We start from the raw sequence: 21834 nt of genomic DNA on the forward strand, positions 1-21834 counted from the left end.
ATTGAGTCATGGCAGAAGCAGTCGCCGATAACGTACCGGCCAAGGCCACCCCGATAGACGGTAAACCGCCGCTGTTCGGTTTGTCCTTCCTGGAAAACCTGTCCCAGATGACCATGCTGCGTCAGGTTGGCCTGTTGGTAGGCCTGGCCGCCAGCGTGGCGATCGGCTTTGCCGTGGTGCTGTGGTCTCAGCAGCCCGATTACCGGCCGCTGTACGGCAGCCTGGCCGGGATGGACGCCAAGCAAGTCATGGACACCCTGGCTTCTGCCGACATTCCTTACACCGTCGAGCCCAACTCCGGTGCCTTGCTGGTCAAGGCCGATGACCTGTCTCGTGCCCGCCTGAAACTGGCCGCCGCCGGTGTGGCACCGGGTGACGGCAATGTCGGCTTCGAGATCCTTGATAAAGAGCAAGGCCTGGGCACCAGCCAGTTTATGGAAGCGACCCGTTATCGTCGCGGCCTGGAAGGCGAGCTGGCCCGCACAATCTCCAGTCTGAACAATGTCAAGGGCGCCCGGGTGCACCTGGCGATTCCCAAAAGCTCGGTGTTCGTGCGCGACGAGCGCAAGCCCAGTGCTTCGGTGCTGGTAGAACTGTATTCCGGCCGCTCCCTGGAGCCAGGCCAGGTCATGGCCATCGTTAACCTGGTGGCTACCAGCGTCCCCGAATTGAGCAAGTCCCAAGTCACAGTGGTCGACCAAAAGGGCAATCTGCTCTCCGATCAAGCGGAAAACTCCGCGCTGACCATGGCCGGCAAGCAGTTCGACTACAGTCGTCGCCTGGAGGGCATGCTGACCCAGCGGGTGCACAACATCCTGCAGCCAGTGCTGGGCAACGATCGTTACAAGGCTGAGGTCTCGGCGGATGTTGACTTCAGCGCCGTTGAATCCACTTCCGAACAGTTCAACCCGGACCAGCCGGCCTTGCGCAGCGAGCAGTCGGTCAACGAGCAGCGCTCCAGCAGCAATGGTCCGCAAGGCGTTCCGGGTGCTCTGAGCAACCAGCCGCCTTCGCCGGCTTCGGCGCCGCAAACCACCGGTGGTGCTACCGCCGCCGCGGGCATGGTGCAGCCAGGTCAGCCGCTGTTGGACGCCAACGGTCAGCAGATCATGGATCCGGCTACCGGCCAGCCGATGCTGGCACCGTACCCGTCAGACAAGCGTCAACAATCCACCAAGAACTTCGAGCTCGATCGTTCCATCAGCCACACCAAGCAACAGCAGGGGCGTCTCAATCGCCTGTCGGTAGCGGTGGTGGTGGATGATCAGGTCAAGGTCAACCCGGCCAACGGCGAAACCAGTCGCGCTCCCTGGAGCGCCGATGAATTGGCGCGCTTCACTCGTCTGGTGCAGGACGCAGTGGGCTTCGATGCCAGCCGTGGCGACAGTGTCAGCGTAATCAACGTGCCGTTCTCCGCCGAGCGCGGGGAAGTGATCGCCGACATTCCGTTCTACTCGCAGCCGTGGTTCTGGGACATCGTCAAGCAAGTGCTGGGCGTGTTGTTCATCCTGGTGCTGGTGTTCGGCGTGCTGCGTCCGGTGCTCAACAACATCACTGGCGGCGGCAAGAACAAGGAACTGGCAGGGCTGGGCAGCGATGTCGAGCTGGGCGGCATGGGCGGCCTGGACGGCGAGCTGGCCAACGACCGCGTCAGCCTGGGCGGTCCGCAAAGCATTCTGCTGCCGAGCCCGAGCGAGGGTTATGACGCTCAGTTGAACGCAATCAAGAGTCTGGTGGCTGAAGACCCGGGTCGTGTGGCTCAGGTCGTGAAAGAGTGGATTAACGCAGATGAGTGATAACCGAGCCGCTACCGCCAAACTGACCCGGGTCGACAAAGCCGCGATTCTGCTGCTGTCCCTGGGTTCCACCGATGCCGCGCAAGTGCTGCGCCACATGGGGCCCAAAGAGGTTCAGCGTGTGGGTGTGGCCATGGCGCAAATGGGCAACGTGCACCGTGAGCAGGTCGAGCAGGTGATGAGCGAGTTCGTCGACATTGTCGGCGATCAAACCAGTCTCGGCGTCGGTTCCGATGACTACGTGCGCAAAATGCTGACCCAGGCCCTGGGCGAAGACAAGGCCAACGGCCTGATCGACCGTATCCTCCTGGGTGGCAACACCAGTGGCCTGGACAGCCTGAAGTGGATGGAGCCACGGGCCGTGGCCGACGTGATCCGTTACGAGCACCCGCAGATCCAGGCCATCGTGGTGGCTTACCTCGATCCGGATCAGGCCGGTGAAGTGCTGGGCAACTTCGACCACAAGGCGCGCCTGGACATCATTCTGCGGGTTTCCTCGCTCAATACTGTGCAACCAGCGGCCCTGAAAGAGCTGAACCAGATTCTCGAGAAGCAATTCTCCGGCAACTCCAACGCGTCCCGTACCACCTTGGGCGGTATCAAGCGCGCAGCCGACATCATGAACTTCCTCGACAGCTCGATTGAAGGCCAGCTCATGGACTCGATCCGCGAAGTCGACGAAGACCTGTCTGGCCAGATCGAAGACCTGATGTTCGTGTTCAACAACCTGGCCGATGTCGATGACCGCGGTATCCAGGCCCTGTTGCGCGAAGTGTCTTCCGATGTCCTGGTTCTGGCCCTCAAGGGGTCGGACGAAGGGGTCAAGGAAAAGATCTTCAAGAACATGTCCAAGCGTGCGGCGGAGCTGCTGCGCGACGACCTGGAAGCCAAGGGCCCGGTTCGCGTCAGCGACGTGGAAACTGCGCAGAAGGAAATCCTCACTATTGCCCGCCGTATGGCCGAAGCCGGAGAGATTGTTCTCGGTGGGAAGGGCGGCGAAGAAATGATCTAAGGTCGCTTTATGTCGTCCAGCAGTGATGAGTCCCAAAGCGAACTGATTCGTGCCCGGGACGTCGAGGGTTTTGACGTCTGGGCACTGCCCAGTTTCGATCCCGAGCCGCCCGAGCCTGAGCCGGAGCCTGAAGAGGTGCCGGAAGAAATCGAGGAAGTGCCGCTGGAAGAAGTCCAGCCACTGACCCTGGAAGAGCTCGAGAGCATTCGCCAGGAAGCCTATAACGAAGGTTTCGCCACCGGCGAGAAGGAAGGCTTCCACAGCACCACGCTCAAGGTTCGCCAGGAGGCTGAAGTCGCCCTGGTCGCCAAGTTGCAGGCGCTCGAACAGTTGATGGTCAATTTGTTCGAGCCCATCGCCGAGCAAGATACGCAGATCGAACAAACCCTGGTGGATCTGGTCAAGCACGTCACCCGGCAGGTGATCCAGCGTGAGCTGGTGATGGATTCCAGTCAGATCGAACACGTCATGCGCGAGGCCCTCAAGCTATTGCCGCTGGGGGTTGGCAATGTACGTCTTTATGTCAATCCGCAAGACTTCGAGCAGGTCAAGAGCCTGCGCGAGCGGCACGAGGAAAGCTGGCGCATCGTCGAGGACGAGGCGCTGCTACCCGGAGGTTGCCGAGTCGAGACCGAGCACAGCCGCATCGACGCCAGCATCGAAACCCGGATCACCCAGGCCTTGGATCAACTGTCCGATCAGTTGCATGAGCAGTCGCTGCACCCGGCGGCTGCGGACCTGAGCCTGGACCTCGGCCCAAGGACTCCGTCGGCGCCGGATGTCGACGCTGCAGAGTCCAGCGTTCCAGAGCAGGCCGAGCCTGCGGAACACCCCGATGCGCCTTGAACGCACCAGTTTCGGCAAGCGCCTGGAAGGTTACGCTGAGGCCGTCAAGCTACCAGGTCAGCCGATTCTTGAAGGCCGCCTGCTGCGCATGGTCGGCCTTACTCTTGAAGCCGAGGGCCTGCGCGCCGCCATGGGCACCCGTTGCCTGGTGATCAACGATGACAGCTATCACCCGGTTCAGGTCGAGGCGGAAGTCATGGGCTTTTCCGGGAGCAAGGTGTTCCTGATGCCGGTGGGCAGCGTGGCCGGGATCGCTCCTGGTGCTCGGGTTGTCCCTCTGGCTGATACCGGGCGCCTGCCCATGGGCATGGCCATGCTCGGGCGTGTGCTGGATGGCGCCGGACGCGCTCTGGATGGCAAGGGCGGCATGCGTGCCGAGGACTGGGTGCCGATGGACGGTCCTACCATCAACCCCCTCAAGCGCGACCCCATCAGCCAGCCGCTGGATGTGGGCATTCGCAGCATCAACGGTTTATTGACGGTAGGTCGCGGCCAGCGCCTCGGTCTGTTCGCCGGTACCGGCGTGGGCAAGAGTGTGCTGCTGGGCATGATGACTCGCTTCACCGAGGCCGACATCATCGTGGTCGGGCTGATCGGCGAGCGGGGTCGTGAGGTCAAGGAGTTCATCGAGCACATTCTCGGTGAAGAGGGGCTCAAGCGTTCAGTGGTGGTGGCTTCGCCAGCGGACGATGCGCCGTTGATGCGTTTGCGGGCGGCGATGTACTGCACGCGGATCGCCGAGTATTTTCGCGACAAGGGCAAGAACGTCCTGTTGCTGATGGATTCCCTGACCCGTTTCGCCCAGGCCCAGCGGGAGATCGCTCTGGCCATTGGCGAGCCGCCGGCCACCAAGGGTTACCCGCCTTCGGTGTTCGCCAAGCTGCCCAAGCTGGTGGAGCGGGCCGGTAATGCCGAGGCCGGTGGTGGCTCGATTACCGCGTTCTATACCGTGCTGTCCGAGGGTGACGATCAGCAGGACCCGATCGCCGACTCGGCTCGGGGCGTGCTCGACGGGCATATCGTGCTGTCCCGGCGCCTGGCCGAAGAAGGGCATTATCCCGCCATCGATATCGAGGCCTCCATCAGCCGGGTCATGCCGGCGGTGATCAGCCCCGACAACATGGCTCGGGCGCAATACTTCAAGCAGTTGTGGTCGCGTTATCAGCAGGCTCGGGACTTGATCAGCGTTGGCGCTTACGTCGCCGGTGGCGATCGCGATACCGACACCGCAATCTCCCTGCAGCCGGCGATGGTTGCCTACCTGCGCCAGGGCCTTAACGACAACGTCAGCCTGGGTCATAGCCAGACCCACCTGGAAATGCTTTTCGCTCCAGCGACGGGGGGCTAACCGGCCATGGCCGACAGCCGTGCGGCGCGTCTGGCGCCGGTGGTGGACATGGCGGAAAACGCCGAGCGTACCGCTGCCCAGCGTCTGGAGTACTTTCACGGCCAGGTGCGTGTGGCCCAGAGCAAGCTCGGGGACCTGGAGCGTTTTCGTGGCGACTACCAGGAGCAGTGGGTCGAGCGCGGCAAGCTCGGCGTCAGTGGTCACTGGTTGATGAACTACCAGTATTTTCTCAGTCAGCTGGATACCGCCGTGGCCCAGCAGCGGCAAAGCCTTGCCTGGCATCAAAACAACCTCGATCGCGCGCGCGAGGCCTGGCAGCAGGCTTATGCCCGGGTGGAAGGGCTGCGCAAGCTGGTGCAGCGTTACATTGATGAGGCTCGAGCGCTTGAGGACAAGCGCGAACAGAAGCTGCTGGATGAACTTTCCCAGCGTCTGCCCCGTCAGAACCCTTATTGAGAGCGCTCATTTTTCGTCCGCAGGTTGTTCGCCGGGTCAGTGGGTGCTAAACCTTTTAAACGTCGTCAATGACAAGGAAGCAGTCACATGTCGGTCGTTACAGAAATATCCCCGGACGGACAAAAACTCACGATTTCCATCAGGGGGCGCTTCGATTTCGGACGCCACCAGGAGTTTCGTGAATCCTATGAGCGCCTGAACCGGACGCCGGAGTCCATCGTGGTGGACCTCAAGGAAGCCACCTACCTCGACAGCTCGGCCCTGGGCATGCTGTTGCTGTTGCGTGATCATGCCGGTGGCGACAATGCCGATGTCCGGGTGATCAACAGCAACTCGGATGTGCGCAAGATCCTTGCCATCTCCAATTTCGACAAGCTTTTCGACATCAGTTGAGCGGTATGCGCTCGATGACCGAGCCCCTGTGTGTGCTGATCGCCGAAGATGGCGCGGCGGACCGCTTGCTGCTGTCTGGCATTATCCGGCGCCAGGGGCACCAGGTGCTGGCGGCCAGTAATGGGGCCGAGGCCCTGGCGTTGTTCGAGCAGCAGCGTCCGCACATAGTGCTGATGGACGCGATGATGCCGGTGATGGACGGCTTTGAGGCGGCGCGACGGATCAAGACCCTGGCGGGCGAGACCCTGGTGCCGATCATCTTCCTCACCTCCCTGAGTGAAGGGGAGGCGCTGGCTCGCTGTCTGGAGGCAGGTGGCGACGACTTTCTGGCCAAGCCCTATAACCCGGTGATTCTGGGGGCCAAGATCAACGCCATGGACCGTTTGCGGCGCCTGCAGGAAACCGTGCTGGCGCAGCGGGACCAGATCACTCGTCACCACGATTACTTGATCAACGAACAGCGGGTGGCCAAGGCGGTGTTCGACAAGGTCGCCCACTCCGGTTGCCTGGATGCGCCGAACATCCGCTACCTGCAGTCGCCTTACGCGCTGTTCAATGGCGATTTGCTGCTGGCGGCCTACACCCCGGCGGGTGACATGCATGTGCTGTTGGGGGACTTCACCGGTCATGGCTTGCCAGCGGCGGTGGGGGCCATGCCCCTGGCCGAGGTGTTTTATGGCATGACCGCCAAGGGTTACGGGCTGCCGGAAACCCTGCGGGAGATGAATGCCAAGCTCAAGCGCATTCTGCCGGTGGATATGTTCTGTTGTGCGACCCTGCTGTGCCTGAGTACCCAGCGACGGTCAGTGGAGGTGTGGAATGGCGGCATGCCCGAGGGGTATCTGTATCGTCATGCCGGCAGTGCGCGTACGCCCCTGGTGGCGCGACATCTGCCCCTCGGGGTGCTGAGTGCCGAGGCTTTCGAAGATCGCACTGAAGTGTTCCCCATGGCGCCGGGGGATCGGGTATTCCTGCTGTCCGATGGGGTGATCGACACCTGCAACACCGCCGATGAGTTGTTTGGTGTGGAGCGGTTGCACCGGGTGTTTGCCGCCAACCGCGAGCAGGAGCGACTGTTCGAGGAGATTCAGCAGGCCCTGGAGGACTTTGGTGGCAGTGCCCGGGACGATGTGAGCATGGTTGAAGTCGGCTTGCCAGAATTTCCCAGGCTGGCGCCGCCGGCCCCGGTGTACTCCGACAGCGGCCAGTCCTGTCCGCTGGATTGGTCGGTGAGCTTCGAGTTCCGCGCCGCTACCCTCAAGCGCTTCAATCCTTTGCCGTATCTGTTGCAGTTGTTGCTGGAGGTGCACGGCCTGCGCTCCCAGAGCGGGGCTCTGTACAGCGTGCTGGCCGAACTCTATTCCAATGCCTTGGAGCACGGTGTGCTCAAGCTCGACTCTCGGCTTAAACGGGATGCCGAGGGCTTCAGTCGCTATTATCGCGAGCGATCCGTGAGGCTGGCGGAGCTTGAGGATGGCTTTGTGCGGGTGCATTTGCAGGTGCAGCCTCTGGAGGCGGGAGGGCGCCTGATAGTGCGGGTCGAAGACAGTGGCGAGGGCTTCGATGTCGCGGCGATCCTGGCTCGGCCCAACGATACCGGGCGCTTGTCGGGGCGCGGTGTCAGCCTGATCCGACAGATGAGTCGCCAGGCGGAGTGGGCGGACGATGGGCGCAGTGTCTGCGTGGAGTTTTCCTGGGAGGCTCTGGCATAATCCTGGGGTTCTTGATCAAGGAGTGAACAAGTGGCTGAGATACATCTGGACCACACGGTGCTCAACGCATTGCAGGAGGTCATGGAGGATGAATACCCCGTCCTGCTGGACACTTTCGTCTGCGACTCCGAGGAACGAGTGCGGCTGTTGCGCAAGTCCGAGGATGCTCTGCAGCTAGTGGCGACCGCCCATAGTCTCAAGGGCAGTAGCAGCAATATGGGGGCGATCCGCCTGGCTGAGCTCTGTCATGAGCTTGAGGTGCGGGCCGGACAGTCGGCCGTTGATGGCATTCGCCAGCTGGTGGGGGAGATCGATGGCGAGTTCGCCATTGTCCGGCGCTTGTGCGAGCAGGAATTGCAGCGCTTCCACTGCTGAGAAACGACCTTTTGTCAGCGGGTTGATAAAGCTGGCTCGACCTTTGCAGTCAAGTCTCTGAACTGTACCTTTGATCCCCGTGCAGCGGAGACTGTCCCATGGCTGTTACCCCTAATTCGCTTCTTCAGGCCACAGCTCAGGCCAACGCTAAGTCCAAGACTCAAGCGGCCCCTGCCAGCCCTCTGGCAAGCGTTGCCGAGCCTGGGGACAAGGCGTCCAGCTTCGCGCAGCTCTATGCCAAGGAGTCTCAGAGCAAGCCGCAGAACAAGTCGCCGGCCCTCGCCGACAACTCGCCCAAGCCCGTACGGGACAAGAGCGTCGACAACAGTCCGAAGAAGGATGTTGCCAGCGATCAGTCTGCCGCGCCGCAGCCAGCGGTTGCCGATAGCGGCAAAACCTTGCCTGCCGATAAGCCGGTGAGCAGCGACAGCAAGCCCGCCACTGCCGCCAGTGATGACAGCAAGCCGGCCGATACCACGCAGGCCGACGCCTCGGTGGATCCGGCGCCGGTGGACCCGAGTCTGTTGCCGACGATCCAGCCGCAACCTCAGGTCGCCGAAGTGCCGCCGCCGGTAGTGGCTGCGCAACCTCAGGTGGAAGTGCCCGTGGCGCCGCCCGCTGGAGTGGTGGCAGCGGTAGTGCCGACGGTGGCGCCTGTGGCGGAGCCGCCCAAGGAGGCCTTCGATCCTGAGGCTGATCCGCTGGATGCCTTGCCAGCGCTGCGTCTGGCCATGGAGCAAGGCGGGCATGTCTCGGCTTCCAGTCAGTCTCAGCCCAAGGCTGCACCCGCGAATGCCGATGCCGACGGTCAGTTGACGTCGGTGCAGAACTTCGCCAATGGCATGGCCGGCATGCTTGAGCAGCACACCAGCAAGAACAGTACCGAGCAGGGCGGCGAAAAGGCCTTCACTGGCCTGATTGCCGACGGCCTGAAAGACCTCAAGGGGGCGTCCAGCGATACCCGGGTGGATGATTTCGCCAATCGTCTGGCGGCCCTGACTCAGGCCGCGACGCCGAAGACCGCCAATGCGGTGCCGGTCAACCAGCCGCTGGCCATGCACCAGAGCGGTTGGACCGATGAAGTGGTCAATCGAGTGATGTACCTGTCCAGCGCCAACCTCAGGTCGGCGGACATTCAGTTGCAACCTGCGGAGCTGGGACGCCTGGATATTCGCGTACACATGATTCCTGATCAGCAGACCCAGGTGACCTTCATGAGTGCTCATGCCGGTGTCCGTGAAGCCCTGGAAGGGCAGATGCACCGTATGCGAGACATGTTCAACCAGCAGGGGTTGGGGCAGGTGGACGTCAACGTTTCCGACCAGTCTCGCGGCTGGCAGGGTCAGGAACAGGCGCAGCAGGAGCAGAACCGCAGGAGTGGTTCCAGCACCAGTGGCACGCGCCTGGACGGTGGCGACGAAGAGTTGCCCCATGGCGTGGCTGAAGTGGCTGCCCCGGTGCAGACCGTGATTGGCACCAGCGCTGTGGACTATTACGCCTGATTGAGTGACAGAGGGGGCGTGGCCGAGAGAGCTCGCCATGCCCCTTGCTTCTCCTTCCCCGCTGCTTATCCCCCCATTTCGGACAAATCTGGCATAACACTTGCTCTTGCCTTGCCGTGCGACTGTGAACCCCCGAATAGTGACGGATTATTGGCATGGCGAAGAGCGAAGCAGCAGAAAAACCCACCGCAGGGAAAAGCAAACTCAAGCTTATCCTCTTGATTGTTCTGGCGTTGTTGCTGGCCATCGGCTTGTCGGTCGGCGCCACCTGGTACTTCATGCACAGTGCTCAGAGCAAGCCTGCGCCGGTTGCGGAAACCGCCAGCAACGTCAAGCCGGCAGCGATCTACGAGCCCATGGCCCCGGCCTTCGTCGTCAACTTCACGCAGAACGGTCGTCAGCGCTACATGCAGGTGAGCATTACCCTGCTGGCGCGCAACCAGGCCGACCTGGATGCGCTGAAAGTGCACATGCCGGTGATCCGCAACAACCTGGTGATGCTGTTCTCTGGACAGAGTTTCGACACCCTGGCGACTCCGGTTGGCCAGGAAATGCTCCGCCAGAAGGCCACTGCCAGCGTCCAGGAAGTGGCGCAGAAAGAGGTGGGCAAAGTAGTGGTCGAGCAGTTGCTCTTTACTAACTTCGTACTGCAGTAGGAACACGACATGGCCGTGCAGGACCTGCTGTCCCAGGATGAGATCGATGCGCTGCTCCATGGCGTCGATGACGGTCTGGTACAGACCGAACACGCTGCCGAACCCGGCAGTGTCAAAAGCTACGACCTGACCAGTCAGGATCGCATCGTCCGCGGACGCATGCCGACCCTGGAAATGATCAACGAGCGTTTCGCCCGCTATACAAGGATCAGCATGTTCAACATGCTGCGTCGTTCCGCCGATGTGGCGGTAGGTGGCGTGCAGGTCATGAAGTTTGGTGAGTACGTGCACTCGCTGTATGTGCCCACCAGCCTCAACCTGGTGAAGATCAAGCCGCTGCGTGGCACGGCGCTGTTCATTCTCGACGCCAAGCTGGTGTTCAAGCTGGTGGACAACTTCTTCGGCGGCGACGGCCGCCACGCGAAGATCGAAGGGCGTGAATTCACGCCTACCGAGCTGCGGGTGGTGCGCATGGTACTGGAGCAGGCCTTCGTCGATCTGAAGGAAGCCTGGCAGGCGATCATGCCGGTCAACTTCGAGTACATAAACTCGGAAGTGAACCCGGCCATGGCCAACATCGTCGGCCCCAGCGAAGCCATCGTGGTGTCGACCTTCCACATCGAACTCGATGGCGGTGGCGGCGACCTGCACGTGACCATGCCGTACTCGATGATCGAGCCGATCCGCGAAATGCTCGACGCCGGCTTCCAGTCTGACCTGGATGACCAGGACGAGCGCTGGAGCAAGGCCCTGCGCGAGGACGTGCTGGATGTGGCAGTGCCGCTGAGCGCCACCGTGGCCCGTCGTCAGTTGCGCCTGCGGGACATCCTGCACATGCAGCCGGGCGATGTGATCCCGGTGGAACTGCCGGAAGACATGATCATGCGTGCCAACGGCGTACCGTCGTTCAAGGTCAAGCTGGGTTCCCACAAGGGCAACCTGGCGCTGCAAGTGATCGAGCCGATCGAGCGCCGTTGAGCGGCGCTCCAACCTGTTTGCTGTTCAATGAATTTTTGCCCGTCGAGGACCCAAGATGGCTGACGAAATTAACTCCCAGGACGACCAGGCACTGGCCGATGAATGGGCTGCTGCACTGGAAGAAACCGGTGATGCCGGCCAGGCCGATATCGACGCCTTGCTGGCCGCCGATGCAGGCGCCGCATCCGGCTCCGGGCGTTTGCAGATGGAAGAGTTCGGCAGCATGCCCAAGAGCCATGAGCCGGTCACGCTAGACGGTCCCAACCTGGACGTGATTCTCGATATCCCGGTATCGATCTCCATGGAAGTGGGCAGCACCGACATCAACATCCGCAACCTGCTGCAGCTCAACCAGGGGTCGGTGATCGAGCTTGACCGCCTGGCGGGCGAGCCGCTGGATGTGCTGGTCAACGGCACCCTGATCGCCCATGGCGAGGTGGTGGTGGTCAACGAGAAGTTCGGTATTCGCCTGACTGACGTGATCAGCCCCAGCGAACGCATCAAGAAGCTGCGCTAAGTGAGCAAGCTGCTTGGCGTGGTCGTGCTCGGTTTGCCCCTGGGCGCCCTGGCTGCAGAGTCGGCGGCGACAGCTGCGGCTGCAGCCCCGGCAGTGGGCAGCGTCAGTGGGCAGTTGACCCAGCTGGTGCTGGGCCTGCTGCTGGTGATCGGGCTGATTTTCTTCCTCGCCTGGCTGCTGCGCCGGGTGCAGCAGGCCGGTCCCGCCGGGAAGGGGCAGGTGATCGAGTTGATCGGCTCCCGGGCCCTGGGGCCGCGCGATCGCCTGGTGCTGGTGCAAGTGGGCAGCGAGCAGATTCTGCTGGGCCTGACCCCGGGCACCATCACCCCGCTGCATGTACTCAAAGAACCGGTGCAGGTGCCCAGTGCCGAGCAGGCGACGCCCGAGTTTGCCCAGCGCCTGATGGAGCTGTTGGGCAAGGATCATAAGGATAAGAAGTAATGCCGTTGCGCATCATCTTGACGTTGGCACTGATGCTGGTGGCGCCGCTGGCGCTGGCGGCCGACCCGTTGTCGATCCCGGCGATTACCCTGGGCACCAATGCCGACGGTCAGCAGGAATACTCGGTCAGCCTGCAGATCCTGCTGATCATGACCGCGCTGAGTTTCATCCCGGCGTTCGTCATGCTGATGACCAGCTTCACCCGGATCATCATCGTTTTCTCGATCCTGCGTCAGGCCCTGGGTCTGCAGCAGACGCCGTCCAACCAGATCCTCACCGGCATGGCGCTGTTCCTCACCATGTTCATCATGGCTCCGGTGTTCGACCGGGTGAACCAGGATGCCTTGCAGCCTTACCTGGCGGAAAAACTCACGTCCCAGGAGGCGGTGGCCAAGGCCCAGGTGCCGATCAAGGACTTTATGCTGGCGCAGACTCGCAGCAGTGACCTGGAGTTGTTCATGCGCCTGTCCAAGCGCACCGACATTGCCAGCCCCGACCAGGCACCGCTGACCATCCTGGTGCCGGCGTTCGTCACCTCGGAGCTCAAGACAGCCTTCCAGATCGGCTTCATGATCTTTATCCCGTTCCTGATCATCGACCTGGTGGTGGCCAGTGTGCTGATGGCCATGGGCATGATGATGCTGTCGCCGCTGATCATTTCCTTGCCGTTCAAGATCATGCTGTTTGTTCTGGTGGATGGCTGGGCCCTGATCATCGGCACCTTGGCAGGCAGTTTCGGCGGTGTTTAAAACCTTGTTTGCGGGTGCTCGACAATGACTCCTGAAGTCGCGGTAGACCTGTTTCGCGAAGCCCTCTGGCTGACCACCCTGATGGTGGCAGTGCTGGTGGTGCCCAGCCTGCTGGTGGGCTTGATGGTGGCCATGTTCCAGGCGGCCACCCAGATCAACGAACAGACCCTGAGCTTTCTGCCGCGCTTGCTGGTGATGCTGGTGACCCTGATTGTCGCCGGTCCCTGGCTGGTGCAAACCTTCATGGAATACATCCGTCAGTTGTACGGCAGTATTCCTCAGCTGATCGGCTGAGCCGATGTCCCTGTTGGCGCTGACCGACACTCAGATCAGTACCTGGGTGGCGAGCTTCATGCTGCCGCTGTTCCGGGTCACTTCGCTGCTGATGGTGATGCCGATATTCGGTACCACTCTGGTGCCGCGTCGCGTGCGTTTGTATTTCGCCCTGGCGATTACCGTGGTCATAGTCCCCGGCCTGCCGCCCATGCCCGAAGTGCGTGCCTTGGATCTCAGCGGCCTGCTGCTGATTGCCGAGCAGATTCTGATCGGTGCGGTGCTGGGGTTTTCCCTGCAGCTGTTCTTCCAGTCCTTTGTGGTCGCCGGGCAGATCGTGGCGATCCAGATGGGCATGGGCTTCGCTTCCATGGTCGACCCTACCAACGGCGTCTCGGTGGCGGTGATCGGGCAGTTTTTCACCATGCTGGTGACCCTGCTGTTCCTGGCCATGAACGGCCATCTGGTGGTCTTTGAAGTCCTTACCGAAAGCTTCACCACCCTGCCAGTGGGCGGTGGCCTGATGGTCAACCACTACTGGGAGCTGGCGGGCAAGCTCGGTTGGGTCATGGGGGCTGCGCTGTTGCTGGTACTGCCGGCGATCACCGCGCTGCTGGTGGTCAACATCGCCTTTGGCGTGATGACCCGAGCCGCCCCGCAATTGAATATCTTCTCCATCGGCTTTCCCCTGACGCTGGTGCTCGGCATGGGCATTGTCTGGGTCAGCCTGGCTGACATTCTCAATCAGTATCAACCGCTGGCCTCCGAGGCCCTGCAGTTTTTACGCGAACTGGCAAAGGCGCGTTGAGCTATGGCAGAAAGCGAGAGCGGTCAGGACAAGACAGAAGACCCCACGGAGAAACGCAAGAAGGACTCCCGGGAAAAGGGTGAGATTGCCCGTTCCAAGGAGCTCAATACCCTGGCAGTCATGTTGGCAGGGGCGGGCGGTCTGCTGGTGTATGGCGGTGGTCTGGCCCAGGACCTGCTGGAAATCATGCGTCTGAATTTCTCCTTGCCCCGGGAGGTGCTGCTCAGCCCGGGAGCCATGGGGCAGTACCTGCTGCACTCGGGCAAGATCGCCATCCTGGCGGTGCAGCCGGTGCTGCTGACCTTGCTGCTGGCGGCCATCATCGGGCCGATTTCCCTCGGGGGCTGGTTGTTCGCGGGCAAGAGTCTGGCGCCCAAGTTCAGTCGGATGAATCCGGCGAGTGGTCTTAAGCGGATGTTTTCCACCAATGCGTTGATCGAGCTGCTCAAGGCCCTGGCCAAATTCGGCCTGGTGCTGTTCGTGGCGCTTTCGGTGCTGTCGGCGGACATTGATGATCTGCTGCGCATTGCCCACGAACCGCTTGAGCTGGCGATCATCCACAGCGTCCAGGTGGTGGGCTGGAGCACGTTGTGGATGGCGTGCGGGCTGATCCTGATCGCGGCGGTGGATGTGCCGGTGCAGATTTACCAGGCCCATAAGAAGTTGTTGATGACCAAGCAGGAGGTGCGTGACGAGCACAAGGACCAGGAAGGTCGTCCTGAGGTCAAGCAGCGGATTCGCCAGACCCAGCGCGAGATGTCTCAGCGGCGGATGATGGCGGCAATCCCCGAGGCTGACGTGGTGATCACCAACCCGACTCACTACGCCGTTGCCCTCAAGTATGACGCCGAGAAGGGTGGGGCTCCGGTGTTGCTGGCCAAGGGCAGCGATTTCTTGGCCCTGAAAATCCGCGAGATTGCCGTGGCCCATGAAGTGATGCTGCTGGAGTCGCCGGCTTTGGCGCGCTCCATCTATTACTCCACTGAGCTTGAAGAAGAAATCCCTGCGGGCCTGTATCTGGCGGTGGCGCAGGTCCTGGCCTACGTCTACCAGATCCGCCAGCACCGTGCGGGCAAGGGCAAGCGTCCGGACCCGCTCAAGGACTTGCCGATTCCGGCAGATCTGCGGCGCGACACCGGCGGCAAGCAATCCTCGGGCGGCCCCATCGAGCCTCTGTAGCTGTAGGTATGCAGGGCCTGGCTTGCCAGCGAGTGCGTCCTGCTTTCGTCAGAAAAATGGCTAATTGCCATTATTTCGCCTTGTAACCTTGTTTCTTGCAGCTGGCCCAGGGCGCTTCGCTAGTCGGCAATGGTGGTCCCGCGATCTTGTTCGCCGGTAGCCCGGTTCTTCCTGGTCAAGGGTGGGATTGCGCCGCTTTGGCAAAGTTGGAAGGCTTCTTGCAATAGCAGCCCCGAGCCGCTTCAGGCGTCAAAAGTTTGCTTTACGGAACGGGGTAAATCGGTGGATCGCTCTCAGTTAATCAACACGGCTCGCAGTAACCTGGTTGACCTCGGTCGAGGCAACCTGGGTGTACCTGTGCTGCTGTTGGTCATGCTGGCCATGATGATGCTGCCAGTACCGGCGTTCCTGCTGGATGTGTTCTTCACCTTCAACATCGCCCTGTCGATCGTAGTCCTGCTGGTCTGTGTGTACGCCCTGCGACCACTGGATTTCGCGGTGTTCCCCACCATTCTGCTGGTAGCCACCTTGTTGCGGTTGGCACTCAACGTGGCCTCGACCCGGGTGGTGATGCTCCACGGTCAGGAAGGCCATGCCGCCGCCGGTAAGGTGATCCAGGCCTTCGGTGAGGTGGTGATCGGCGGTAACTATGTCGTGGGTATCGTGGTCTTCGCGATCCTCATGATCATCAACTTCGTGGTGGTGACCAAGGGTGCCGGACGGATTTCCGAGGTGAGCGCGCGCTTCACCCTGGATGCCATGCCCGGCAAACAGATGGCCATCGACGCCGACCTCAACGCCGGCTTGATCGATCAGAATCAGGCCAAGCTGCGCCGTCTGGAAGTGGCCCAGGAGGCCGAGTTCTACGGCTCCATGGACGGTGCCAGCAAGTTCGTTCGCGGCGACGCCATCGCCGGCCTGCTGATCCTCTTCATCAACCTGATCGGCGGCATGGCGGTCGGTATCTTCCAGCACAACATGACCTTTGCCGACGCCGGCAAGGTCTATGCCTTGCTGACCATCGGTGACGGTTTGGTGGCGCAGTTGCCATCGCTGCTGCTGTCCACCGCGGCCGCCATCATGGTGACTCGTGCTTCGGGCTCCGAAGATATGGGCAAGCAGATCAACCGGCAGATGTTCGCTTCGCCCAAGGCGCTGGCAGTGGCTGCGGGCCTGATGGCGGTGATGGGGCTGGTGCCGGGCATGCCGCACTTCTCCTTCCTCAGTCTGGCGGCAGTGGCCGGTGGTGCGGCTTATCTGCTCTGGAGAAAGCAGAATCTGGTCAAGGTCAAGGCTCAGGAAGAAGTCCAGCGTCAGCAAGACTTGCTGCCTTCTCCGGCTCGGGCCATGGAGACCAAGGAGCTGGGTTGGGACGATGTGACTCCGATCGACATGATCGGCCTGGAAGTTGGCTACCGCCTGATTCCTTTGGTGGATCGCAACCAGGGCGGGCAACTGCTGGCGCGGATCAAGGGTGTGCGCAAGAAGCTGTCCCAGGACCTGGGCTTCCTTATGCCCACTGTGCATATCCGTGACAACCTGGACCTGGCCCCCAGTGCCTATCGCCTGACCCTGATGGGGGTGATCCTGGCGGAGGCCGAGATCTATCCGGATCGCGAACTGGCGATCAACCCCGGGCAGGTCTACGGCACCCTCAACGGTATCTCGGCCCGTGACCCGGCCTTTGGCCTGGAGGCGGTGTGGATCGAAATCAGCCAGCGGCCTCAGGCGCAGTCCCTGGGCTACACCGTGGTGGACGCCAGTACCGTGGTCGCCACCCACTTGAACCAGATTCTGTACAAGCACTCCAGCGAGCTGATTGGTCACGAGGAGGTGCAGCAGCTGCTGCAAGTGCTGGCCAAGAGTTCGCCGAAGCTGGCGGAGGAGTTGGTGCCGGGTGTGCTGTCGTTGTCGCAGTTGCTCAAGGTGTTGCAGGCGCTGCTGGCCGAACAGGTGCCGGTACGGGACATCCGCAGCATTGCCGAGGCGATCGCCAACAATGCCGCCAAGAGTCAAGATACTGCCGCTTTGGTTGCCGCGGTTCGGGTCGGCTTGTCTCGCGCCATCGTCCAAAGCATTGTAGGTACTGAGTCTGAGCTGCCTGTGATTACCTTGGAGCCAAGGTTGGAACAAATTTTGCTCAGCAGTTTGCAGAAGGCAGGACAAGGCCAGGAAGAAGGCGTTCTGCTGGAGCCAAGCATGGCTGAAAAGCTGCAACGTTCGCTGATCGAAGCGGCGCAGCGTCAAGAGATGCAAGGTCAACCGGTGATTCTGTTGGTAGCGGGTCCGGTCCGCGCCATGCTCTCGCGGTTCGGGCGTCTCGCCGTTCCCGGGTTGCATGTGCTGGCGTACCAGGAAATTCCCGACAACAAGCAAGTGACCATCGTTGCGACAGTAGGGCCCAACGGCTGAGGTAGTGGGTTATGCAAGTTAAGCGTTTTTTCGCCGCCGATATGCGTCAGGCCATGAAACTGGTTCGTGATGAGTTGGGCGCTGAAGCCGCCATCATCGGCAACCGGCGGATTGCCGGGGGCGTCGAGTTGACGGCTGCCCTGGATTACAAGTTGTCAGCCTTGTCGCCGCGGGTTCCGAACATGGAACTTGAAGACGAGTTGCGCAAGACCCAGTCGCGTATCGTCACCGCCCAGGCCGAACTGAGCCTGCGGGGCGAGGGCGACAGTGCCTCGATCACCAATCGCCAGTTGTTCGCCGGTCTGCCGTTGACTGCCGCCGAGCCGCTGATCGAGCCGACCCTGACCGAGCGTCCGCGTCCGGCCCCGGCTCCTGTTGCTCCGGCGCCCGATAACCGGGCCTTGGACTCCATGCGTTTCGAACTCAACGGTCTGCGTGAGCTGCTGGAAGTGCAGTTGGGCTCCCTGGCCTGGAGCCAGTTGCAGGGCAGCCGCCCGGAGCAGGCCAACCTCTGGCGTCGCCTGCAGCGCATCGGCCTGTCCGGCCCGCTGGCGCGCGACCTGCTGGCACTGATCAGCGAAATCGACGAGCCCCGCCAGGCCTGGCGCATGTTGCTGGCGCACCTGGCGCGGATGATCCAGACCCCGGAAGTCGAGCCGCTCGAAGAGGGGGGCGTGATTGCCATGGTCGGCCCTGCCGGCATGGGCAAGACCACCACCCTGGCCAAGCTGGCAGCGCGCTATGTACTCAAGTACGGCGCACAGAACATTGCTCTGGTGAGCATGGACAGCTTCCGTATTGGCGCCCAGGAGCAGCTCAAGACCCTGGGGCGCATCCTTAATGTGTCGGTGACCCATGTCGATCCTGGTCAGTCCCTGGCTCAAGCCCTGGACCCGCTGCTGCGCAAGCGCGTGGTGTTGATCGACACCGCCGGCCTGCAAGCCAGCGACCCGGCGTTGCGCATGCAACTGGAAAGCCTGGCCGGTCGTGGGATTCGGGCGAAGAATTACCTGGTGCTGGCCACCACCAGCCAGAAGCAGGTGCTGACGGCCGCCTACCACAGCTACAAGCGCTGCGGTCTGGCCGGTTGCATCCTCACGAAACTGGATGAAACAGCTAGTCTTGGCGAGGTCTTGAGCCTGGCCATCAGTCACGAATTGCCAGTGGCCTATCTCACCGATGGCCCACGGATTCCCGACGATTTGCATCTGCCTCGCCGCCACCAGTTGGTGAGTCGTGCTGTCAGTGTGCAGATGCAGGAAGAACCCAGCGAAGAAGCCATGGCCGACATGTTCGCTGACCTCTATCACAGCCCGACCAAGCGGGTCGGCTGAGGTAGACATGAATAGATTGCAGTGTATCTACATCGATGGTCTGCCATGCATTGTTCCAATGGTGAACGCGCAGCCAGTTATGTGGCCCCGTCTAAGTAAGACAAGGTAAAGAAAGAACATGGGCAGCATGCATCCCGTACAGGTGATTGCGGTGACCGGCGGCAAAGGTGGCGTCGGCAAGACTAATGTGTCAGTGAACTTGTCCCTGGCTCTGGCTGAGCTCGGTCGGCGGGTCTTGCTGCTGGACGCCGATCTGGGACTGGCCAACGTCGATGTCCTACTGGGTCTGACCCCCAAACGCACCCTGGCGGATGTCATCGAAGGGCGCTGTGAGCTGCGCGACGTGCTGCTCCAGGGGCCTGGCGGCATTCGCATCGTTCCGGCCGCCTCGGGCACCCAAAGCATGGTGCACCTGAGTCCTGCCCAGCATGCGGGCCTGATCCAGGCCTTCAGCGACATCGGCGACAATCTCGATGTGCTGGTGATTGACACTGCTGCGGGCATTGGTGACTCGGTAGTCAGTTTCGTCCGCGCTGCCCAGGAAGTGTTGCTGGTGGTCTGCGACGAACCGACCTCCATCACCGACGCCTACGCGCTGATCAAGTTGCTCAACCGCGATTACGGCATGAACCGTTTCCGGGTCTTGGCCAACATGGCCCAGAGTCCTCAGGAAGGGCGCAACCTGTTTGCAAAATTGACCAAGGTCACGGATCGTTTCCTGGACGTGGCCTTACAATACGTCGGCGCAGTTCCCTACGACGAAAGCGTACGCAAGGCCGTGCAAAAGCAGCGTGCGGTCTATGAAGCCTTTCCTCGTTCGAAGTGTGCATTGGCGTTCAAGGCCATCGCGCAAAAAGTCGATACCTGGCCGTTGCCGGCTAACCCACGCGGGCATCTGGAGTTTTTTGTCGAGCGCCTAGTGCATCAAACAGCGGGACCGGTGCTATGACTGCCAGCGGCTACAACCTCTACAAGAAGTCGGCACGTGACAGCCAATACGAATTGATCGAGCGCTATGCGCCACTGGTCAAGCGTATTGCCTATCACCTGCTGGCGCGGTTGCCGGCCAGTGTTCAGGTGGAAGACCTGATTCAGGCCGGAATGATCGGTTTGCTCGAAGTGTCGACCAAGTACGACGCGAGCAAGGGGGCGAGTTTCGAAACCTACGCGGGTATCCGTATCCGAGGGGCGATGCTTGACGAGGTTCGCAAAGGCGATTGGGCACCGCGTTCGGTGCACCGTAATACGCGCATGGTCAGTGATGCCATTCGCGCAATTGAAGCTAAAACCGGTCGCGATGCTAAAGATCACGAAGTTGCGGCCGAACTTCAATTGAGTCTCGACGATTATTACGGGATTTTGAACGACACCTTGGGCAGCCGCCTGTTCAGTTTCGACGATCTGTTGCAGGACGGCGAACATGAAGGGCTGCATGAGGATGGCGCCAGTGCTCATCTCGAGCCGTCACGGGACCTGGAGGATGAACGCTTCCAGGCTGCGTTGGCGGATGCGATTGCCAATTTGCCGGAGCGCGAGCGACTGGTGTTGGCGCTGTACTACGACGAAGAGCTGAACCTCAAGGAAATCGGTGAGGTCCTGGGGGTCAGCGAGTCGCGGGTCAGCCAGTTACACAGCCAGTGCGCAGCCCGCTTGCGGGGGCGTTTGGGGGAGTGGCGAGCGCGCTGACAGGCAGTGTGGGGACACTGCGATCAGGACCGGTGAAGCAAGCGCTGCACCGGTCTTGCAGTATGTGCTCCATGCAGTCGTTGTGTGTTATGCCGAATTGATTGAATGGCGCGTTCAGGTGCTGGATGCGTTTAAGACTGCTTGGAGGTCGAATTGGACAAGAACATGAAAATCCTCATCGTTGATGACTTTTCAACGATGCGGCGGATCATAAAAAACCTGTTGCGTGATCTGGGTTTCACCAACACGGTCGAGGCCGACGATGGCACTACCGCCATTCCGGTACTCAACAGCGGGAGCATCGACTTTCTGGTAACGGACTGGAACATGCCGGGCATGACCGGTATCGACCTGCTGCGCCACGTGCGGGCCGATGAAAAACTCAAGCACCTGCCGGTATTGATGGTGACTGCTGAAGCCAAGCGCGAGCAGATCATCGAAGCGGCCCAGGCCGGCGTAAACGGCTATGTCGTCAAACCATTCACGGCTCAGGCGTTGAAAGAGAAGATCGAAAAGATCTTCGAACGCATCGGTTGATGTACGTAGCCATTCCGCCACGGGGGAGCTATGGAGCATAACGAATCTTCACTGGGCGACTTTGAGTCGACCCTGAAAAAACATGCGCTGGAACTGGTCGAAAGCCTTGAAAAGGGCAGGTTTGGCGAAGCGGTGCAATTGATCCATGAGCTCAATCAGACCCGTGACCGCGGCCTGTATCAGGAAGTGGGCAAGCTCACCCGCGAGCTGCATAGCGCGATCGTCAATTTCCAGATTGACCCGCACATGCCGCAAGCCGAGGAAGTTTCACAGATCACGGATGCCACTGAGCGCCTGTCCTATGTGGTCCGGCTCACGGAAGCCGCCGCCAACCGCACCATGGATCTGGTGGAGATCAGCACTCCGTTGGTCAATGGCCTGAGCACTGAAGCCCAGGCCTTGAGCGCAGACTGGGGGCGCTTTATGCGGCGCGAGGTCGGCGCTGAAGAGTTTCGCGAACTGGCACGCCGGGTCGACAGTTTCCTGACGCGTAGCGAGCAGGAAACCCGCACCGTCTCGGGCCACCTCAACGACATTCTGCTGGCGCAGGATTACCAGGACCTGACCGGTCAGGTGATCAAGCGTGTGACCCAGTTGGTCACGGAAGTCGAGAGCAATCTGCTCAAACTCGTCTTGATGGCCAGTCAGGTCGATCGTTTCGCTGGCATCGAACATGACCGTGAATCGATCCTCGCTGAAAAAGATCCGCAAAAACATCTCGCCAAGGGTGAAGGTCCGCAGATTCATGCCGATAAACGGGAAGACGTTATGTCCGGTCAGGACGATGTAGACGATTTGCTTTCCAGCCTTGGATTCTAGGAGCA

General features: G+C 61.1%; 23 protein-coding genes. All 23 read left to right on the forward strand.

Annotation, left to right across the window (positions count from 1 at the left end; translation table 11 throughout):
- The first annotated feature begins 8 nt into the window (after positions 1-8).
- The 23 genes from fliF to Q8O96_RS00470 all read left to right on the forward strand — a co-directional run bounded on the left by fliF (position 9) and on the right by Q8O96_RS00470 (position 21829).
- The gene (fliF, locus tag Q8O96_RS00360; protein ID WP_102864024.1) at positions 9-1796 is read left to right on the forward strand and encodes a flagellar basal-body MS-ring/collar protein FliF; all 1788 of its coding nucleotides are present in this window, start codon (positions 9-11) and stop codon (positions 1794-1796) included.
- Entirely contained in the window at positions 1789-2808 is a 1020-nt protein-coding gene (gene fliG / locus Q8O96_RS00365) for a flagellar motor switch protein FliG (RefSeq protein WP_011059975.1), read from the forward strand. The genes fliF and fliG overlap by 8 nt, the downstream gene beginning before the upstream one ends.
- A gap of 9 nt (positions 2809-2817) precedes the next feature.
- Positions 2818-3654 (forward strand): flagellar assembly protein FliH, encoded by an 837-nt coding sequence (fliH, locus tag Q8O96_RS00370; RefSeq protein ID WP_102864023.1) that lies wholly within the window; start codon positions 2818-2820, stop codon positions 3652-3654.
- Entirely contained in the window at positions 3644-5002 is a 1359-nt protein-coding gene (fliI, locus tag Q8O96_RS00375; RefSeq protein WP_102864022.1) for a flagellar protein export ATPase FliI, read from the forward strand. The genes fliH and fliI overlap by 11 nt, the downstream gene beginning before the upstream one ends.
- A 6-nt stretch (positions 5003-5008) precedes the next feature.
- Positions 5009-5458 carry a flagellar export protein FliJ gene (fliJ, locus tag Q8O96_RS00380; RefSeq protein ID WP_102864021.1) on the forward strand — a complete coding sequence of 150 codons (450 nt, stop codon included), beginning with the start codon at positions 5009-5011 and terminating at the stop codon, positions 5456-5458.
- 87 nt (positions 5459-5545) lie between these two features.
- A complete protein-coding gene (locus Q8O96_RS00385) occupies positions 5546-5851 on the forward strand; it encodes an STAS domain-containing protein (RefSeq protein WP_011059979.1) in 306 nt (101 codons plus the stop codon).
- Positions 5852-5856: 5 nt separating this feature from the next.
- A complete protein-coding gene (locus tag Q8O96_RS00390; protein ID WP_305948209.1) occupies positions 5857-7563 on the forward strand; it encodes a fused response regulator/phosphatase in 1707 nt (568 codons plus the stop codon).
- Positions 7564-7593: 30 nt separating this feature from the next.
- Positions 7594-7938 carry an Hpt domain-containing protein gene (locus tag Q8O96_RS00395; RefSeq protein WP_102864019.1) on the forward strand — a complete coding sequence of 115 codons (345 nt, stop codon included), beginning with the start codon at positions 7594-7596 and terminating at the stop codon, positions 7936-7938.
- Positions 7939-8036: 98 nt separating this feature from the next.
- Entirely contained in the window at positions 8037-9440 is a 1404-nt protein-coding gene (locus tag Q8O96_RS00400) for a flagellar hook-length control protein FliK (RefSeq protein WP_115581862.1), read from the forward strand.
- 155 nt (positions 9441-9595) lie between these two features.
- The gene (fliL, locus tag Q8O96_RS00405; protein WP_102864017.1) at positions 9596-10096 is read left to right on the forward strand and encodes a flagellar basal body-associated protein FliL; all 501 of its coding nucleotides are present in this window, start codon (positions 9596-9598) and stop codon (positions 10094-10096) included.
- A gap of 9 nt (positions 10097-10105) precedes the next feature.
- Positions 10106-11074 (forward strand): flagellar motor switch protein FliM, encoded by a 969-nt coding sequence (fliM, locus tag Q8O96_RS00410; RefSeq protein ID WP_011059984.1) that lies wholly within the window; start codon positions 10106-10108, stop codon positions 11072-11074.
- A 55-nt stretch (positions 11075-11129) separates the two neighbouring features.
- Positions 11130-11591, forward strand: coding sequence for a flagellar motor switch protein FliN (gene fliN / locus Q8O96_RS00415; protein WP_102864016.1), 462 nt, complete (start codon positions 11130-11132; stop codon positions 11589-11591).
- Positions 11592-12032: a flagellar biosynthetic protein FliO gene (fliO, locus tag Q8O96_RS00420; RefSeq protein WP_102864015.1), complete on the forward strand. Its 441-nt coding sequence runs from the start codon at positions 11592-11594 to the stop codon at positions 12030-12032.
- Positions 12032-12781, forward strand: coding sequence for a flagellar type III secretion system pore protein FliP (gene fliP, locus Q8O96_RS00425; RefSeq protein ID WP_102864014.1), 750 nt, complete (start codon positions 12032-12034; stop codon positions 12779-12781). The genes fliO and fliP overlap by 1 nt, the downstream gene beginning before the upstream one ends.
- A 24-nt stretch (positions 12782-12805) precedes the next feature.
- Positions 12806-13075: a flagellar biosynthesis protein FliQ gene (gene fliQ / locus Q8O96_RS00430; RefSeq protein ID WP_102864013.1), complete on the forward strand. Its 270-nt coding sequence runs from the start codon at positions 12806-12808 to the stop codon at positions 13073-13075.
- Positions 13076-13079: 4 nt separating this feature from the next.
- Complete coding sequence (fliR, locus tag Q8O96_RS00435; RefSeq protein ID WP_102864012.1) at positions 13080-13862, forward strand: flagellar biosynthetic protein FliR; 783 nt, start codon at positions 13080-13082, stop codon at positions 13860-13862.
- 3 nt (positions 13863-13865) lie between these two features.
- Positions 13866-15041, forward strand: a complete 1176-nt coding sequence (flhB, locus tag Q8O96_RS00440) for a flagellar biosynthesis protein FlhB (protein WP_102864011.1) — start codon at positions 13866-13868, stop codon at positions 15039-15041.
- A gap of 282 nt (positions 15042-15323) precedes the next feature.
- Positions 15324-17453, forward strand: coding sequence for a flagellar biosynthesis protein FlhA (flhA, locus tag Q8O96_RS00445; protein ID WP_102864010.1), 2130 nt, complete (start codon positions 15324-15326; stop codon positions 17451-17453).
- 11 nt (positions 17454-17464) lie between these two features.
- Positions 17465-18787, forward strand: coding sequence for a flagellar biosynthesis protein FlhF (gene flhF / locus Q8O96_RS00450; RefSeq protein WP_102864009.1), 1323 nt, complete (start codon positions 17465-17467; stop codon positions 18785-18787).
- A 118-nt stretch (positions 18788-18905) separates the two neighbouring features.
- A complete protein-coding gene (fleN, locus tag Q8O96_RS00455) occupies positions 18906-19736 on the forward strand; it encodes a flagellar synthesis regulator FleN (RefSeq protein WP_016963180.1) in 831 nt (276 codons plus the stop codon).
- Positions 19733-20473 carry an RNA polymerase sigma factor FliA gene (gene fliA, locus Q8O96_RS00460; RefSeq protein WP_011060003.1) on the forward strand — a complete coding sequence of 247 codons (741 nt, stop codon included), beginning with the start codon at positions 19733-19735 and terminating at the stop codon, positions 20471-20473. The genes fleN and fliA overlap by 4 nt, the downstream gene beginning before the upstream one ends.
- Positions 20474-20638: 165 nt before the next feature.
- Positions 20639-21010, forward strand: a complete 372-nt coding sequence (locus Q8O96_RS00465; RefSeq protein WP_003183998.1) for a chemotaxis response regulator CheY — start codon at positions 20639-20641, stop codon at positions 21008-21010.
- Positions 21011-21040: 30 nt separating this feature from the next.
- The gene (locus tag Q8O96_RS00470; RefSeq protein WP_102864008.1) at positions 21041-21829 is read left to right on the forward strand and encodes a protein phosphatase CheZ; all 789 of its coding nucleotides are present in this window, start codon (positions 21041-21043) and stop codon (positions 21827-21829) included.
- Positions 21830-21834 lie beyond the last annotated feature (5 nt).

The sequence above is a fragment of the Pseudomonas sp. LPH60 genome (assembly GCF_030718165.1).
Lineage (GTDB): Bacteria > Pseudomonadota > Gammaproteobacteria > Pseudomonadales > Pseudomonadaceae > Aquipseudomonas > Aquipseudomonas danubii.